Annotated in this window: 16 protein-coding genes and 1 riboswitch; of the genes, 6 read left to right on the forward strand and 10 right to left on the reverse strand. The window is 65.2% G+C overall.

The annotated features are described in order from the left end of the window. Positions 1-197 precede the first annotated feature (197 nt). From GLR48_RS17060 to metZ, 5 genes are all read right to left on the reverse strand, one after another. Positions 198-437, reverse strand: coding sequence for a hypothetical protein (locus GLR48_RS17060; RefSeq protein WP_237063171.1), 240 nt, complete (start codon positions 435-437; stop codon positions 198-200). 222 nt (positions 438-659) lie between these two features. Then, the gene (locus GLR48_RS17065) at positions 660-2,108 is read right to left on the reverse strand and encodes a TrkH family potassium uptake protein (RefSeq protein WP_237063173.1); all 1,449 of its coding nucleotides are present in this window, start codon (positions 2,106-2,108) and stop codon (positions 660-662) included. Between the two features lie 58 nt (positions 2,109-2,166). After that, a complete protein-coding gene (gene folE2, locus GLR48_RS17070; protein WP_237063175.1) occupies positions 2,167-3,270 on the reverse strand; it encodes a GTP cyclohydrolase FolE2 in 1,104 nt (367 codons plus the stop codon). A 149-nt stretch (positions 3,271-3,419) separates the two neighbouring features. Next, positions 3,420-3,902, reverse strand: coding sequence for a GNAT family N-acetyltransferase (locus tag GLR48_RS17075; RefSeq protein ID WP_237063177.1), 483 nt, complete (start codon positions 3,900-3,902; stop codon positions 3,420-3,422). Continuing rightward, the gene (metZ, locus tag GLR48_RS17080) at positions 3,902-5,077 is read right to left on the reverse strand and encodes an O-succinylhomoserine sulfhydrylase (RefSeq protein ID WP_237063179.1); all 1,176 of its coding nucleotides are present in this window, start codon (positions 5,075-5,077) and stop codon (positions 3,902-3,904) included. Before metZ ends, GLR48_RS17075 begins: the two co-directional genes overlap by 1 nt. Before the next feature lie 47 nt (positions 5,078-5,124). After that, positions 5,125-5,202: riboswitch (SAM riboswitch) on the reverse strand. Between the two features lie 102 nt (positions 5,203-5,304). Between metZ and GLR48_RS17085 the strand changes: the two genes are divergently transcribed. The 3 genes from GLR48_RS17085 to GLR48_RS17095 are packed head-to-tail and all read left to right on the forward strand — an operon-like array spanning position 5,305 to position 6,751. Then, the gene (locus tag GLR48_RS17085) at positions 5,305-5,625 is read left to right on the forward strand and encodes a hypothetical protein (protein WP_237063181.1); all 321 of its coding nucleotides are present in this window, start codon (positions 5,305-5,307) and stop codon (positions 5,623-5,625) included. A gap of 31 nt (positions 5,626-5,656) precedes the next feature. Next, positions 5,657-6,364, forward strand: coding sequence for a glutathione S-transferase N-terminal domain-containing protein (locus tag GLR48_RS17090; RefSeq protein ID WP_237063183.1), 708 nt, complete (start codon positions 5,657-5,659; stop codon positions 6,362-6,364). Between the two features lie 57 nt (positions 6,365-6,421). After that, positions 6,422-6,751, forward strand: coding sequence for a PilZ domain-containing protein (locus GLR48_RS17095; RefSeq protein ID WP_237063185.1), 330 nt, complete (start codon positions 6,422-6,424; stop codon positions 6,749-6,751). Here the strand turns inward: GLR48_RS17095 and GLR48_RS17100 are convergent. From GLR48_RS17100 to ftsY, 3 genes are read right to left on the reverse strand one after another with little or no spacing between them, the layout of a single operon-like run. Then, positions 6,748-7,359, reverse strand: a complete 612-nt coding sequence (locus GLR48_RS17100) for an inner membrane-spanning protein YciB (RefSeq protein ID WP_237063187.1) — start codon at positions 7,357-7,359, stop codon at positions 6,748-6,750. The genes GLR48_RS17095 and GLR48_RS17100 overlap by 4 nt on opposite strands. An 11-nt stretch (positions 7,360-7,370) precedes the next feature. Continuing rightward, entirely contained in the window at positions 7,371-8,273 is a 903-nt protein-coding gene (locus GLR48_RS17105) for a DMT family transporter (RefSeq protein ID WP_237063189.1), read from the reverse strand. A 55-nt stretch (positions 8,274-8,328) separates the two neighbouring features. Then, positions 8,329-9,450, reverse strand: a complete 1,122-nt coding sequence (ftsY, locus tag GLR48_RS17110) for a signal recognition particle-docking protein FtsY (protein WP_237063191.1) — start codon at positions 9,448-9,450, stop codon at positions 8,329-8,331. A gap of 114 nt (positions 9,451-9,564) precedes the next feature. Between ftsY and GLR48_RS17115 the strand changes: the two genes are divergently transcribed. Next, the gene (locus tag GLR48_RS17115; protein WP_237063193.1) at positions 9,565-10,446 is read left to right on the forward strand and encodes a lytic transglycosylase domain-containing protein; all 882 of its coding nucleotides are present in this window, start codon (positions 9,565-9,567) and stop codon (positions 10,444-10,446) included. Positions 10,447-10,455: 9 nt separating this feature from the next. On the opposite strand, the gene GLR48_RS17120 is transcribed toward GLR48_RS17115, so the two are convergent. Further along, entirely contained in the window at positions 10,456-12,141 is a 1,686-nt protein-coding gene (locus GLR48_RS17120) for an NAD(P)H-dependent oxidoreductase subunit E (RefSeq protein ID WP_237063194.1), read from the reverse strand. Positions 12,142-12,311: 170 nt separating this feature from the next. Here GLR48_RS17120 and GLR48_RS17125 point away from each other — a divergent pair, with 170 nt between their 5' ends. Both GLR48_RS17125 and GLR48_RS17130 read left to right on the forward strand, forming a co-directional pair. Beyond that, positions 12,312-13,340 carry an alkane 1-monooxygenase gene (locus GLR48_RS17125; protein WP_237063195.1) on the forward strand — a complete coding sequence of 343 codons (1,029 nt, stop codon included), beginning with the start codon at positions 12,312-12,314 and terminating at the stop codon, positions 13,338-13,340. Continuing rightward, on the forward strand, positions 13,337-13,717 hold the full coding sequence (locus GLR48_RS17130; RefSeq protein ID WP_237063196.1) for a hypothetical protein: 381 nt from the start codon (positions 13,337-13,339) through the stop codon (positions 13,715-13,717). The genes GLR48_RS17125 and GLR48_RS17130 overlap by 4 nt, the downstream gene beginning before the upstream one ends. On the opposite strand, the gene xseA is transcribed toward GLR48_RS17130, so the two are convergent. Then, complete coding sequence (gene xseA, locus GLR48_RS17135; RefSeq protein WP_237063197.1) at positions 13,714-15,171, reverse strand: exodeoxyribonuclease VII large subunit; 1,458 nt, start codon at positions 15,169-15,171, stop codon at positions 13,714-13,716. The genes GLR48_RS17130 and xseA overlap by 4 nt on opposite strands. Positions 15,172-15,191 lie beyond the last annotated feature (20 nt).

Here is a 15,191-nt window from a genome sequence, read left to right on the forward strand (position 1 = left end):
GCTGCGACCGTGCGTGCTGCGACAGCAGTCAAAAACATGCATCAACCGGTCCGGTTTGGGACGGGGTTTGTGGCACGGGAAATCGGCTAGGAAAGAAGCCGTTCAAAACGAGTTTTTGGTACATGCGGAGGAGTGCATTACCGGCCTCCGTGCCTCAAAATAACGTCATATAAAATTACTAAAAATGAATCGATGGATTAGCTTTCACGATTATATCTCACGTATTTTATTCCGAAGATTAGACCGCCTATAATAACAAATAGGATTGCAGCTATTGGCGTTAACCCCAGCGCCAAGTAGGCGACTGCGGTAACCGCTTGTACAAAATTATCAAGCGGGGCAAAATTCGTCGGCAGCCACTGCTTTCGTAAAGCAATTTCTCCAGCGAATAAAATTAGCGTTTGTAAGATAAAAATCCAAAAGAAGGCGGCGAGCATACCGAACCTTTTTCGAAACAATAGCCGTTCAACACCGTATAAGGTTCCCAACGCAAGAGTAGAGCAGATTATAAACCCCACCGCATGATCCATTTTTATTGCCAACTCAAGTTATAACTCGCAACCGTCAATCTGAAGTGTAAAATGTCAGCACCCGGCTGCAAAAACTACCATTTCTAGAACATTTCAAACTGTCCATATCATCGGACCCGACCGGACCGCCTACTCCCGCCAGAACCGGGGCGTCAGGATGACCAGCACGACCATGATCTCCAGCCGGCCGATCCACATGGCGGCGGCCAGCAGCCACTTGGCGGTGTCGTTGATCGGCTCGAAATTCCCCGCAGGTCCGATCACGTTGCCAAGGCCGGGACCGACGTTGGCCATCGCCGTGGCCGCCCCGCTGACGGAGGTGATGAAATCCAGCCCCGTCAGCCCCAGCAGCACCGAAAACAGCCCCAGCAGCAGGATGAAGGCGACAAAAATTGCCATGACCGAGTTCATCACGTCCTGCCCGACGGGCCGCCCGTCAAAGCGCGGGATGAAGATGCCGTGCGGCGAATGGATCGTGCGGATCTGCGCCTTGAGCGAGGCAAAAAGCAACTGGTAGCGGAAGACCTTCAGCGAACAGGCGGTCGATCCGGCGCAGCCGCCGATCAGCCCGATGAAGAAGAACATCACGACCGGGAACGTGCCCCAGGCCATGTAGTTTGCACTCGCATAGCCGGTGCCCGAGATGATCGACACCACGTTGAACAGCGATTCGCGGAACGCGACCTCGGTCACGGCGCCTTCGCGGCCCCAGACCCAGACCGTGATCATCAGAACGCAGAACAGGATGATGCCGAAGAACGTTCCGATCTGGCTGTCCTGCAGGAACGGTCTGGCGGTCCCGTTCAGCATCTGAACGTAGCGGACGAACGGCAGCGCCGCGCTGAACATGAAGAATGCCCCGACATAATGGATGCCAGCGCCATAGATGCCGAAGGACGCGTCGGTGTTCGCCATCCCCCCCGTCGACAGGGTCGTCATCGCATGCACAAGCGCGTCGAACGCCGGCATCCCCAGCGCATTATAGGTCAGCCCGCAGGCGATCGTCAGGCCGACGTAGATGACCGAAATGCTGGACGCGATCTGCCCCGCGCGGGGCAGGATCTTGCCCATCGTCTCGAAGGATTCAGAGCGGAAGATCTGCATGCCCCCGACCCGCAGTTCCGGCAGGAACACCATGGCGACGACGATGATACCGATGCCGCCCAGCCATTGCAGCGTGCCGCGCCACAGCTTGATGCCGGCCGGCAGCGCCTCCAACCCTCCCAGCACGGTCGCACCCGTGGTGGTCAGGCCCGACATCGCCTCGAAATAGGCGTCGGTGAAATTGCAGTTCGTGGCCCCGATGATGAAGGGGATCGCGCCGAAGACCGGCAACGTCACCCAGATGGTCGAGGTCAGCAGGAAGGTTTGCCGCACTGTCAGGCCGGTGCCCACGCCGTTGGCGCAGGCCAGCGCCAGCAGACCGCCGGTCAGGATCGTGATGATTGCGGATTCCAGGAAGATCGGCCAATGCCCGTTGCCCGCCGCCAGATCCACCAGAAACGGCGGCAGCATCGTGACCCCCAACGTGGCCACAAGCAGGCCGATCACGTATCCGACGGGGCGCAGGTCAATCATCGCGCTTGCGTGCCCCGCAGCCGCCGCGCTGTCAAGCGGAGGCTGCAAAGGGGGCGCGTCAGCCGACGTGGAACAGCGATGCAAACAGGCGCGGGTCCAGTGACGGCGTGGCAAAGGTCGGCCCTTCGGTCAGGACGGACACCGCATCATGGCTGTGCAGGCTTTCCTGATGGCTGGCCACGACGCGGAAATCGCCGATCCGCGGATCAAGATGCAGCTGCTCTGTGAACAGACGCGCCGCATCCTCGACAAAGATCGGGTTGGCGGCGTTCAATTCAGCAAAGGCCTGCTCGTCCTCGCGCTTGACCATGACTTGCGTTTCCGTCGGCACCGCCGCACGGGCCATGTCGATCAGATCCTCGAACCACATGACCTTCTGCCCCGGTTCCAGCACCACGGACAGACGCGCCACGGACCGCTGCGAATGCGGCGTGGCCAGTTGGCCGCGGAACTGGCGGGCATGCTCCGACAGCTCCAGCGAGCAGGGGCAAGTGCTGGAATAGACATAATCGAGGTGCACGATCTTGGTGCGCACCCCGGCCCGTTCCACCAGTTCCAGCGCGATATCGTAATACTGGTACCCGGTCAGGCCAGACCGCAGGCTTTGCACCTTCATCGGGAACGAGAACCGCATCTGGATGCGGGCGTCGAAACTTTCGAGGTCGGTCATATAGGCGTCCAGCGCCTGCGCGATCACGTCAAAGCTGAAGGTTTCCTCGGCGTGCTTGTAGAAAGTCCGCATGATGCGGGACATGTTGATGCCCTTCTTTTCCGCCTCCAGGCTGACCGTCCCCGTCACGCTGGTTTCCAGCGTCAGGTCGCCGTTGTCACGCGTGCGGAACCTAATCGGCAGCCGGAAGTTGGAAATCCCGACGTGCTGGATCTGCTGCTGCGCACCCTTGATAAGGCTCGATGGGCCGTTCTGCAGATCGGGCATCGACGCCTTGTAGGCGGCATCGACCTCGAAATCCTCGGGGTAGGCGCGCGCGAGTGCGGGATAGTTCGACACCGCCTGACCGGGCAACAGGCGACCGATCAGGGGATCCAGCGTGACGATCTCTTCGGGGGTGGCGTCGCCGGCCCAGCGGCGCAGCAGGCTAAGTGCGGCTTCCGCCTCGGCCCGGCTGGGCTGGCGATCCATATCGCGGGACTGAAGGTTCATGACGGCGGACCCCTTTTGCGGTGTTGAAGCCCTTAGATGGGGCGCGCGGTTCCGGTTTCCAATTTTATTGCTACAGATTAACGAATTGTCGCACCCTGCGGGTGTGACATAGTGTCAAGGCATCACCCTGCCCCGCCCGGACCGCCATATCAACCGGCGGCTTGCGGCAGATCAAGGGCCATCAGGGTGGTCAGGATTTCCGCCACACCGGCGCCGCGTCGCCTCTGACCCGTCTCTTGCCAGCCCTGCCGGTGAAAGAAGGCGCGGCTTTGCACGCTGGCCTCGACCGTCAGGCGCGGGACGGGCCGGTGGGCCATCTCTGCCAGCAGATGGCGATACAGGGCAAAGGCCAGCCCGCACCCGATGTGATCCGGGTCCACAAACAGCAGGTCGATATGGTGGCCGTCCTGCAGGCTCAGAAATCCCGCAGGCACGTCGTCCACGCAGGCGACCCAGGTCTCCATCCCGTCAAGGCGCTTGGCAAAGACCTCGCCCGACCGGACCGCCGGCGCCCAGTCTGCCAGCTGCGCCGGCGTGTAATGGTCCGCGGCACCGATCCGCACGGCGCGGTAGAAGATCAGCGCCAGCGCGCCTGCGTCCGCCACATCGTAAGGGCGGACGCGGGGCGGCATCAGGCGGCGTCCAGTGCCGCCAGCAGGTCGCGCAACAGGTCGTCCGCGTCCTCCAGCCCGACCGACAGGCGGATCAGGCCAGGCGTAATGCCCAGATGCGCCTTCTGGTCGGCGGGCAGGCGCTGGTGCGTGGTGGACGCTGGCGGTGTGGCGATGGATTTCGCATCGCCAAGGTTGTTCGAGATCAGGAAGATCTGCAGCGCGTTCAGCATCCGGAACGATGCTTCTTGCGAGCCTGTGTCGATCGACAGCACCGTGCCGCCGCAGCCCATCTGTTCCATGCAGACGGCATGCTGCGGGTGGCTTTCCAGCGCGGGATAGATCACGCGGGTCAGCTTGGGGTGGCCTTCCAGCCCCTTGGCGATGTGCAGCGCACTCGCGGTCTGCGCGCGCACGCGCAGGTCCATATGCTCCAGCCCCTTGACCAGCATCCACGCGGTAAAGGGCGACATGGAGCCGCCCGTATGCTTCATGTAAGGCTCGACCGTGCCGCGAATGAACTCTTTCGACCCCAGGATCACGCCCGCCAGCGCGCGCCCCTGCCCGTCGATATGCTTGGTCGCGGAATAGATCACCGCGTCAGCCCCCAGTTCGAACGCGCGGGAATAGACCGGCGTGGCAAAGACGTTGTCGACCATCACCATGGCACCCTTGGCATGGGCCAGATCGGCAATCGCCTTGATGTCGGCCACTTCCAAAGCGGGGTTCGAGATGCTCTCGAAAAACGCGATCTTGGTGTCGGGACGCAGCGCCGCCTCCCACTGGGCCAGATCGGTGCCGTCGACGAAGGTGACCTCGACGCCGAACCGCGTCAGCACTTCCTCCAGCACATACAGGCACGACCCGAACAGCGCCCGCGCGCTGACGACGTGATCGCCCGCCTTCAGCACCGACATCAGCGCGCCGGAGACCGCCGCCATGCCCGAGGCGGTGGCAAAGGCATCCTCTGCCCCCTCGATCGCGGCGATCCGGTCCTCGAACATCGCGGTCGTGGGGTTGCCGTAGCGCGCATAGATGAATTCGTCGTCGCCCGCCTTCAGGAACCGCTGCTGCGCGTCCTCGGCGGTGTCATAGACGAAGCCTTGGGTCAGGAAGATCGCCTCGGACACCTCGTTGTACTGGCTGCGGCGGGTGCCGGCGTGGACGGCTTTGGTGCGCTTGTTCCATTCGGTCATGGCGTGTCCTTTCGGGACAAAGAAAAACCCCGACGCCACGGGCATCGGGGCTGACCCCTCAAACCCTTTTAGCGGAATGTTTAACGTGGTCCGCAATCCGGCATCAACTCACCACGCCGCCGCTATAGGCGTGGCGCAAATGGGCGTCAAGGCGCGCGCTGGTGTCACGGCCCGGTTACGCAATCGCTCTACGCCTTGGCCTGTCAAGATCTTGTGCGGGTTTGCCCATGACCTACCAGACCACACCGGACCGCCGCCCCCTGCGCGACCGCCTTGCCGACCGGATCGCCCTGCCCCCCGACGTGCTGGACGAAGAGATCACCGTCCTTGTGCTGTTCCGCCTGTCGCTGCTGCTGAACCGGGCCACGGGCGGTGCGCCCGACATGACCTTTTCGGCCCGCACCGCGCAGAACTGCCAGCGGGGGGGCTGGCGCGGGCCGTTGTGGCATCTGCCCCGGATCGCCATCGACCTTTATTGCCACCGATACCGGGCCGAGATTGCCCATTGCGCCACGGCGCTGGCCAACTACCATCGCAGGCGCGGCTGACACCGGGCCGCGACTGCGCGAAAGCCCTGCCATGACTGCCCCCATCGACCTCTACTTCTGGCCCACACCCAACGGCTGGAAAATCTCCATCGCGCTCGAAGAGTTCGGCCTGCCCTATACGACCCACCTCGTGAACATCGGTGCAGGCGACCAGTTCAAGCCCGACTTCCTCGCGATCTCTCCCAACAACCGGATGCCTGCCATCGTCGATCCCGACGGGCCCGACGGTGCGCCCATCGCGATTTTCGAATCGGGTGCGATCCTGCAGTATCTGGCGCGCAAGACCGGGCAGTTCGGCGGCGCTACCGAGCGTGACCGCATCGCCGTCGACCAGTGGCTGATGTGGCAGATGGGCGGCCTTGGTCCGATGGCGGGTCAGGCGCATCATTTCCTGAAATATGCTCCCGCGATGGACCCGCCCAACGACCTGCCCTACGCCAAGGACCGCTACCGGACCGAGGTCGCGCGGCTCTACGGCGTCATGGACCGGCAGCTGGCGCAGCATGACTACATCGCAGGTCCGGACTACAGCATTGCCGACATGGCGTGCTGGGGCTGGGCGTCCCTGTGGGAAGGCCAGCAGCAGACACTGGACGACAAGCCGCACCTCGCCCGCTGGCTGGACACCGTCGGCGCACGGCCCGCCGTGCAGCGCGGCCGCGCGCTGCACGCAGACCTCCGCGGCGACATCGCCAAGGATCGCGGCGCGCAAAATACGCTTTTTACCAAGCGCTCCTAACGGGTTTTTTACCGCAGCGGACTAAAGCTGGGCGCAATTGCGCACAGGAGAGTCCGCATGAACCAGCAGTTCCGCCGCCATCGTTACCCGGCCGCTTTGCCCGTCGTCGTCACCACACCGACAGGACGGCAAAGCGCCGTCCTGATCGATGTCAATCAGGGCGGCGCGCGTCTGGAGGGGGTCAAAAACGTCATGCGCGGCGACCGGATCACCCTTCACGTCCTGAACGAACAGGTCGCCGGCACGATCCGCTGGGCGTCGGCGCATCGCATCGGCGTCGCTTTCGTGATGCCCGCCCGCCCGGCGCTGGTCGATGTCCTGCGACAAGGCGTAGGCCGCAGCATCGCCGCGCGTTTCAGTTCCGCCAGTCTGCGCGAAATGCGCTAGGGCTTGGGGTCAGCGTCATCCTCGATCAGATAGGTGTTGAACATCCCCATCTGGGCCACGAAGAACACCATCATCAGCAACGGAAAGCCGAAGGTCTCGATCTTGACCCACAGATCCGTGGACTGGGTCCGCCACAGCACCTCGTTGAAGACCGCCATCGCCGCCAGAAACAGCGTCATCCGGCGGGTCAGGATCATCCAGCCCTGATGCCGCATCGGCATGACCTCACCCATGATCCACTCCAGATAGGACCGGCCGCGCAGCAGCCCGATCCCCAGCGTCACCGCCATCAGGCCGTAGATGATCGTCGTCTTCATCTTGAAGAAGCGTTCGTCGTTGAACCACGCGGTCAGCCCGCCGAAGAAGATCACCATGAACGCGGTGAAAACCTGAATCCGGCTCAAGCGGCCGGTCATCGCCCACAGGATGCCCATCGCCACCAGCAGGATCGGGATGAACACCAGCGTCGCCACGATGAACCCGGTATATTCAGTGCCGCCAAGGGTATAGGCTTCGTCCTTGATGCGGGTATAGATCAGGAAGAACAGCAGCGTCGGCCCCAGTTCCAGCACCTGCTTCAGAATCGGATTGATGTCGCGCGTGGCCATATCGGTCCCCCTCAGCCGCCCATTTCAACGATTACCGCACCAAGCGCAACCAGTCCCATCAGCGCCGCCCGCCGCTTGCCCACATGTTCGCCCAGAAAGAACCAGCCGATCAGCGCCGCGAACACGGTCGAGGTTTCGCGCAGCACCGCCGCCTCGCCCACCTTGTCCAGCCGTGTCGCCAACATGACGCCGCCAAACGACAGCCACGCGATAAAGGACCCGGCCAGCCCGCGCAGCAGCAGCGGTCCCAGCGCGGGCGGATCGTCCATCCCGCGGTAACGGATCACAGCCAGCACCGGAAAGTCGATGACGGTGATTACAAAGAACCACGCAAGGAACGTGAACGGGTCCGCTGCCTGCCGGATGCCGTAGGCGTCGTAGGTCGTGTAGACCGCCACGATGACGCCCCCCGCCACGGCCCACAGCAACCCGATCTGCATCATCGCCGGATCGATCTTGTTTTCACGCAGGTTGACCCAGGCCAACAGCAGGATCCCCCCCGACAGGCACAGCACACCCAGCCATTGCACAGCCGTGAAATGTTCGTGAAAGATCACGCTCGCCGCCAGCACCGTGACCAGCGGCCCGGTGCCGCGCACCACCGGATAGACGACCGTGTAGGCCGCGCGTTCATAGGCCAGCGCCATCGTCACCTTGAAGCCGAAGTGGATCACCAGCGCCCCCGCCAGCAGCACCGCGATCTGCCCCGTGGGCCACGGCACGAGGAACAGCGCCACCGGCGCCGAGATCACGATCAGCCAAGCGTCGATGGACCCCCGCGACAGCCACGGATCATGCCGCCCCTTCTGCAGCGCGCCAAAGGCCGCATGCGACACCGCCGACAGCAGCGCCAGCAATGTCGCCAGCCGCGCGCCCTCCGGCGTGCCGGCGATACCGACCAGCCAGTCGCCCATCAGCGGGCGCGGCTGGGCGGCCAGCTCCCGGAGTTTATCCGGTCAGATGAAAGGATCAATCGCCCAGCCCTACCAGCGCGCGGGCGAAATCCTCCGGATCGAAAGGCTGCAAATCGTCGATCTGCTCACCCACGCCGATGGCATGGATCGGCAGGCCGAACTTGTCAGCAAGCGCCACCAGCACGCCGCCCTTGGCGGTGCCATCAAGCTTGGTCATCACGAGGCCCGAGACATCGGCCAGCTCCTGAAACACCTTGACCTGCTGCAGCGCGTTCTGGCCGGTCGTCGCATCCAGCACCAGCAGGGTGTTGTGCGGCGCGTCGGGGTCCTTCTTGCGGATCACGCGGACGATCTTGGACAGCTCCTCCATCAGATCGGCGCGGTTTTGCAGCCGCCCCGCCGTGTCGATCATCAGCAGGTCCGCGCCGTCCGCCTGCGCCTTGGTCATGGCATCAAAGGCAAGGGACGCCGGGTCCGACCCCTGCGCCGCCGTCATCACCGGCACGCCGGCGCGGTCGCCCCAGACCTGCAACTGTTCCACCGCCGCCGCCCGAAACGTGTCGCCGGCGGCGATTACCACGGACTTGCCCGCCGCCTTGAACTGGCTCGCCAGCTTGCCGATGGTCGTCGTCTTGCCGGAGCCATTAACGCCCACCACCAGCACCACCTGCGGCTTCTGGTTATAGAGCGGCATGGGCCGCGCGACAGGATCCATGATCCGCGTCACCTCGTCCGCCAGAAGCTGCTTGATCTCGTCCACCGAAAGCCGCTTGCCGATCCGCCCCTCGGCCATGTTGGCGGTGACGCGCAGGGCCGTATCGACGCCCATGTCGGCGGCGATCAGCAACTCCTCCAGCTGTTCGACCATCGCGTCGTCCAGAACACGGCGCACGACCTCGGGCTGATCTGTCCCGAACATCCGGCCCAGAATGCCCGGTTTCTGAGGCGCGGCAGCTGGCGGCTCGGTCCGCGCGGCAGGCACCGGGGCCGGAACGACTGGCGGCTCTGGCGCATCCCTTGTCGGTGTCGGCGGCGCTTGTACCGGCGCAGGGGCGACCGGTTCGGGCGCCGCGTCGGCCTCAGCGCTGCCGCCGTCGCTGACGATTGCGTCAAGGCCCTCGTCCAGTTTGGACGACGACCGGAACATCCGGTCCTTCAGTTTCTTGAAAAACGCCATGGGTTTGTCCTGCGATCCTGTTGGACCCTAGCTAATGCCAAGCCGGACCAAAGGAAAGGGCGCGACGCCCCCGGCAGTTGACGCAGCACCGCGACCCGCGTCTAAGCTTGCGTCATGTTGCGCGTGCTGGGTCTTGTCGTTCTGATGTGTCTGCCGGGGGTGACCCGCGCCGAAGGGGGTGCACTGTGCAGCACCGGTCGCTTTGGCGCGGTGCAATGCATCCGGCCCGCCCATTTCGTCCATGACACCTGTCAGGCGATCGATGCCTTCGCCCGTGAAAACGCCCTCGACCCCGCATTCTTTGCCCGCCTGATCTGGCAGGAAAGCCGGTTCGACCCCAATGCCCTGTCGCCCGCCCGCGCCCGCGGCATCGCACAATTCATCGACAGCACGGCCGCCCTGCGGGGCCTGCGCGACAGCTACAACCCCGCAGAAGCCCTTGAATTCTCGGCGCAATACCTTGGTGACCTCGTCCAGCGCTTTGGCAACCCGGGCCTCGCCGCCGTCGCCTACAATGGTGGAGAGGCGCGCGTCGCGGGCCTGATCGCCGGCACCGGGGGCCTCGCGCGGGAAACCGTGGATTACGTCCAGATCATCACCGGCCTCACGGCCGAGACGTGGCGCGACAGCCCGCCCGCCGCACCCGATTTCCGCCTGCAAGGCGACATGGCCTTTCAGCCCGCCTGCCGCGACATGGCAAGCAACCGCAACTTTACCCAGTTCAAACCCCCTGCACCCAGCTACGCGCCTTGGGGCGTGCAACTCGCCTTCGGCACGTCAGAGGCGAAGGCCCGCGCGGCCTTCGACCGCCGCGCGCAGGCCTGCAGCAGCACGCTCGCCGGCAAGCAGCTTGACCTGATCTTCACCCGCAACCGGGTGTCGGGGCGCAAGGGCTACTACATGGCCCGCATCGGCGCCCAGTCGTCCCGAGAGGCGAACGGCTTGTGCAACACGATCCGCAGGCAGGGCTGCACCTGCGCTGTCTATCGCAACTAGATCAAGGCGTTACACTTCGTTCTTGAAGTGCGTCAGCACCGATTTGATCGGGTTCGGCGCGGCCTGACCCAGACCGCAGATGCTGGCATCGACCATGACCTCGCACAGGTCCGTCAGCAACTCGGCATCCCATGTGTCCGCCTGCATCAGCTTGACCGCCTTCTCGCACCCAACCCGGCAGGGCGTGCATTGCCCACAGGATTCATCGGCAAAGAATTCCAGCATGTTCAGCGCCGCACCCCGGGCCGAGTCCCGGTCCGACAGCACCACGACCGCCGCCGACCCGATGAAGGTGCCGTATTTCTGAAGCGTGTCGAAATCCAGCGGCACGTCGTCGATGCTGGCGGGCAACAGGCCCGACGACGGCCCGCCCGGCTGGTAGGCCTTGAAGACATGCCCCTCTGCCATGCCGCCCGCCGCCGCGATCACGTCGCGGATCGTGGACCCGGCGGGCAACAGGTAGACGCCGGGTGCGGCGACCCGGCCCGAGACCGAATAGTTCCGCAATCCATTGCGCCCGTTATGGGCGACGTCCGCCAGAATCTGCGGCCCCTCGCGCAGCACCTTGGCAATCCAGATCAGGGTTTCCACGTTATGCACCAGCGTCGGGCGGCCAAAGATGCCCTTCTGCGCCACATAGGGCGGACGGTGGCGGGGAATCCCGCGCTTGCCCTCGATGCTTTCGATCATCGCGGATTCCTCGCCGCAGATATAGGCACCGGCCCCGCGCCGCAGATCGACATAGCCCGCGGGGATGATCCCCGCTTCTTCCAATGCATGAAGTTCGTCGCGCAAGATACTGAGGATGGCGGGATATTCGTCGCGCATATACAGATACACACGCTCCGCCTCGACCGCCCAGGCCGCGATTAGCATGCCTTCGAGGAACAGATGCGGCGTGCGTTCCAGATACCAGCGGTCCTTGAACGTGCCCGGCTCGCCCTCATCGCCGTTCACGGCCATCAGGCGCGGACCGGGTTCGGACCGCACGAAGCCCCACTTCTTGCCGGACGGAAACCCCGCCCCGCCCAGACCGCGCAGGCCAGAGACCGCGACGCGGTCCTGCACCTCCGCCCAGTCCCCATTTGCGCGCAGGTCGGTCAGCACGTCATAACCGCCAGCCGCGCGATAGGCCGCCAGCCCTTCGTAGTCCGGCACCTCCGCATGGGTATGTTCGGCCACGATCGCCGCCTTCACCTTCTCCAGCGTCGCGTGATCGACGGAGTGGTGGCCCAGATGCAGCACCGGGGCCGTGTCGCAGCGCCCCATGCAGGGCGCGCGGACGACGCGGACCTCATTCGCATCCAGCCCGTCGATCAAGGCCTGCTTCAACGCCTGCGCGCCCGCCATCTCGCAGGACAGCGACTCGCAGATGCGGATCGTCAGGGCGGGCGGTGGCGCCTCGCCTTCCTTCACCACGTCGAAATGCGCGTAGAAGGTCGCGACCTCGTAGACCTCGGCCTGTGACAGCCGCATCTCCTCGGCCAGCGCACGCAGGTGCGCGGCAGACAGGCAGTTAAACCGGTCCTGAATCAGGTGCAGGTATTCGATCAGCATGTCGCGGGCGAGCGGTGCGTCCCCCAGTAGGGCGCGCACCTCGTCCCATGCGGCATCGTCCAGCTGGCGGCCTTTCGGCGTGTGGCGCCCCTTGCCACGGCCCGATTTCCAGATGCCGTCTTTTTCGTCCAAAGCCATGACCGTTCCCCCGCATGCACATCGCGCTGTGCCTAACATAGCCCCCAACCGGTGTCAGCGTCATCCAAAAGTCCTAATGTACCTGTGGCGAATAGTCTTGACCCCAAAGACGTTCGCGGCACCGCCGTCGGATGATGTTATAGCAGAGGCGAATCTCATTCCGGGTCGCCATGTTTGCCGTCATCCTGTTCCCTCTTGCCACGCTGTTGCCGTTGGGTCTGATCGCCGCCGGGGCCCTGTTGGGTGGTCCCTGGGTCGTGGTGGCACTGGTCGGCATGACGCTGCTGACCTATCTTCTGGACCAGCTTGTCGCCGTGACGCTGCCGCCCGCCGACGACGCGAACCGGGAATTCCCCGCCGCCGACGGGCTTTGCGTGCTGCTGGCGTTTGGACATTTCGCGACACTGGCGCTGATCGTGCACGAGCTGGGGGCCAACAATCTGGGCCTCTGGGCCAAGGCCGGGCTGACCATCGCCGCCGGCCTGTGGTTCGGGCAGGTCGGCAATGCCACCGCGCATGAACTGATCCACCGCGGCCCGCGCCCGCTGCACCGCTTAGGCAAATGGGTCTATATCTCGCTGCTTTACGGGCACCACACCTCGGCCCACGTGCTGATCCACCACCGGCTTGTCGCCACGCCAGAGGATCCGGCCACCGCGCCGCAGGGACAGGGCTTCTGGGCCTATGCCCCGCGCGCCTGGATCGGCGCCTTCCGCCTTGGCTATGCCGCCGAGTCCGCGCGCCTCGACCGCGTGGGCCGCGCGCACTGGCACAACCCTTACGTCGTCTATCTGGCGGGGGGTGCGCTGATGCTGGCGCTGGCGATGCTGCTGGGCGGCTGGCGCGGGCTGCTGGGCTACCTCTGCCTTGTCGCTTACGCGCAGGTGCAGCTGCTGCTGTCGGACTACGTGCAGCACTACGGCCTGACCCGTCGCGTGACCGAAGGTGGCAAGCCGGAACCCGTCGGCCCCCGGCACAGCTGGAACGCGCCGCAGTGGTTCACCGCGGCGATGATGCTGAACGCGCCGCGCCACGCCGATCACCACGCCCATCCGGCCCGCGCCTTTCCCACCCTGCGGCTGGAGGACGACGGCCCGACCCTGCCCCGGTCCCTGCCCGCCATGGCGGCGCTGGCACTGTTCCCGCCGCTGTGGCGCCGCGTCATGGACCGCCGGGTGCGCCGCTGGCAATCCGCATGATCCGCGCGCTCGCCCTGTGCCTGATCGCCGGACCGACATTGGCCGACCCGATGACGGCGGCGGATTTCGACGCCTATGTCAGCGGCAAGACCCTGACCTTCACCCAGCCCGACGGCACCCCCTTCGGGGTCGAAGCCTACGGCCCCGACCGCGCCGTCACATGGTCGTCGGAACCCGGCGTCTGCCAGACCGGCGTCTGGTACGACCGCGACGGGCTGATCTGCTTCGTCTACCTGACCGACCCGGTCCCGAAGTGCTGGACGGTCGATCGCACCGACCGCGGCTTGCGCGCGCAATCGACCGAAGGCACCGTCCTGTTCGAGGCGACCGAGGCGCAGACCCCCCTCGTCTGCGCGGGTCCTGACCTGCTGTCCTAGACCTGCACCCGCCCGTCTGCGAACTCGATCTCGACCACGCTCGCCCCCTGCACATCCGCCGTCTGCGTCGCCACCGCGCCATCGGCGCGCACGACCGCGTAACCGCGCCGAAGGGTCTCGCGGTAACCCAGCGTTTCCCGCAGGCGGTCCAGCGCCAGCAGCCGGGCGCGGCGTGCGTCCTGGGCCCGCGTCGCCCGGTCGATCAGGCGCTGAACGCGGGCTTCCAGCCGCTCGCGCGGGCGCGAAAGGTCCGGCGGCGACAGACGCAGGCCCGACAACCGCTGACCGGCATCGCCGACGCGCCGCACCAGAGCCGGGTCCAGCCTTGCCGCCAGCGCATCCAGCCGGCGCCGTTGTTCAGCCACACCGCGCTGCAGCACACCCGGCCGCAGCGCCGCATTCGCCAGCTTCACCCGCTTCGCCGCTGCAGCGGAGCGTAACGCCGCAGGCAACCGCTCGCCCAGATAATCCAGCCGCTGCGCCGGTCCCTGCAACAGCGCCTCCGGCTGCGGCAACGCGCGCGCCAGATCGCGCACCCGCTGCTGGCGCAGCCCCAACCCTTGCGTCACTGCCCGGCTGATCCGCGCACCCTGATTGTCCAGCGCAGCGAACAGGTCCATCCGCACCGGCACCGCCATCTCGGCCGCCGCCGTCGGCGTCGGGGCCCGCCGGTCGCTGACGAAGTCGATCAGCGTCGTATCCGTCTCGTGCCCCACGGCAGAGATCAGGGGAATCCGGCTCTCGAACGTCGCACGCGCCACGATTTCCTCGTTGAAGCCCCAAAGATCCTCCAGCGACCCGCCGCCCCGCGCCACGATCAGCAGATCGGGCCGCGGCAGCGCGCCGCCGGGCGTCATCATGTTGAACCCCCGGATCGCCGCAGCGACCTCCTTGGCGCAATTCGCCCCCTGCACGGCGACAGGCCAGACCAGCACCTTGCGCGGAAACCGGTCGCGCAACCGGTGCAGGATGTCGCGGATCACCGCCCCGGTGGGCGAGGTCACGACGCCGATGATCTCTGGCAGGAACGGCAGCGGCTGCTTGTGGGCCGTGTCGAACAGCCCCTCGCCCTGCAGCTTGGCTTTGCGCTTTTCCAACATCGCCATCAGCGCACCGGCACCGGCAGGCGCGATGTCGTCGATGATGATCTGGTATTTCGACTGCCCGGGGAAGGTCGTCAGCCGCCCGGTGGCGATAACCTCCATCCCCTCCTCGGGCAATTGCGCCAGCGCGTCCGCGCGCCCCTTCCAGATGATTCCCGACAGGACCGCGCGGTCGTCCTTCAGATCCAGATAAAGGTGCCCGGACCGTGGCCGCGTCACGCGCCCGACCTCGCCCCTGATCCGCACATGCCCGAACTCGCCCTCGATCGCCTTCTTCACGGCGCCCGCGATTTCACTGACGGTGAATTCCGGCGCGTTGCTCGCAGGTTCGGCGTGTTCGAAAAGGTCCATCTGGCTGCCCTTGTGATGCG

The sequence above is a fragment of the Loktanella sp. M215 genome (assembly GCF_021735925.1).
GTDB lineage: Bacteria > Pseudomonadota > Alphaproteobacteria > Rhodobacterales > Rhodobacteraceae > Loktanella.

Bases quoted from the DNA above. Each gene is read 5' to 3' on its own strand.
- GLR48_RS17060 (WP_237063171.1), bottom strand. From the start codon at position 437: ATGCTCGCCGCCTTCTTTTGGATTTTTATCTTACAAACGCTAATTTTA.
- GLR48_RS17065 (WP_237063173.1), bottom strand. From the start codon at position 2,108: ATGATTGACCTGCGCCCCGTCGGATACGTGATCGGCCTGCTTGTGGCC.
- folE2 (WP_237063175.1), bottom strand. From the start codon at position 3,270: ATGAACCTTCAGTCCCGCGATATGGATCGCCAGCCCAGCCGGGCCGAG.
- GLR48_RS17075 (WP_237063177.1), bottom strand. From the start codon at position 3,902: ATGCCGCCCCGCGTCCGCCCTTACGATGTGGCGGACGCAGGCGCGCTG.
- metZ (WP_237063179.1), bottom strand. From the start codon at position 5,077: ATGACCGAATGGAACAAGCGCACCAAAGCCGTCCACGCCGGCACCCGC.
- GLR48_RS17085 (WP_237063181.1), top strand. From the start codon at position 5,305: ATGACCTACCAGACCACACCGGACCGCCGCCCCCTGCGCGACCGCCTT.
- GLR48_RS17090 (WP_237063183.1), top strand. From the start codon at position 5,657: ATGACTGCCCCCATCGACCTCTACTTCTGGCCCACACCCAACGGCTGG.
- GLR48_RS17095 (WP_237063185.1), top strand. From the start codon at position 6,422: ATGAACCAGCAGTTCCGCCGCCATCGTTACCCGGCCGCTTTGCCCGTC.
- GLR48_RS17100 (WP_237063187.1), bottom strand. From the start codon at position 7,359: ATGGCCACGCGCGACATCAATCCGATTCTGAAGCAGGTGCTGGAACTG.
- GLR48_RS17105 (WP_237063189.1), bottom strand. From the start codon at position 8,273: ATGGGCGACTGGCTGGTCGGTATCGCCGGCACGCCGGAGGGCGCGCGG.
- ftsY (WP_237063191.1), bottom strand. From the start codon at position 9,450: ATGGCGTTTTTCAAGAAACTGAAGGACCGGATGTTCCGGTCGTCGTCC.
- GLR48_RS17115 (WP_237063193.1), top strand. From the start codon at position 9,565: ATGTTGCGCGTGCTGGGTCTTGTCGTTCTGATGTGTCTGCCGGGGGTG.
- GLR48_RS17120 (WP_237063194.1), bottom strand. From the start codon at position 12,141: ATGGCTTTGGACGAAAAAGACGGCATCTGGAAATCGGGCCGTGGCAAG.
- GLR48_RS17125 (WP_237063195.1), top strand. From the start codon at position 12,312: ATGTTTGCCGTCATCCTGTTCCCTCTTGCCACGCTGTTGCCGTTGGGT.
- GLR48_RS17130 (WP_237063196.1), top strand. From the start codon at position 13,337: ATGATCCGCGCGCTCGCCCTGTGCCTGATCGCCGGACCGACATTGGCC.
- xseA (WP_237063197.1), bottom strand. From the start codon at position 15,171: ATGGACCTTTTCGAACACGCCGAACCTGCGAGCAACGCGCCGGAATTC.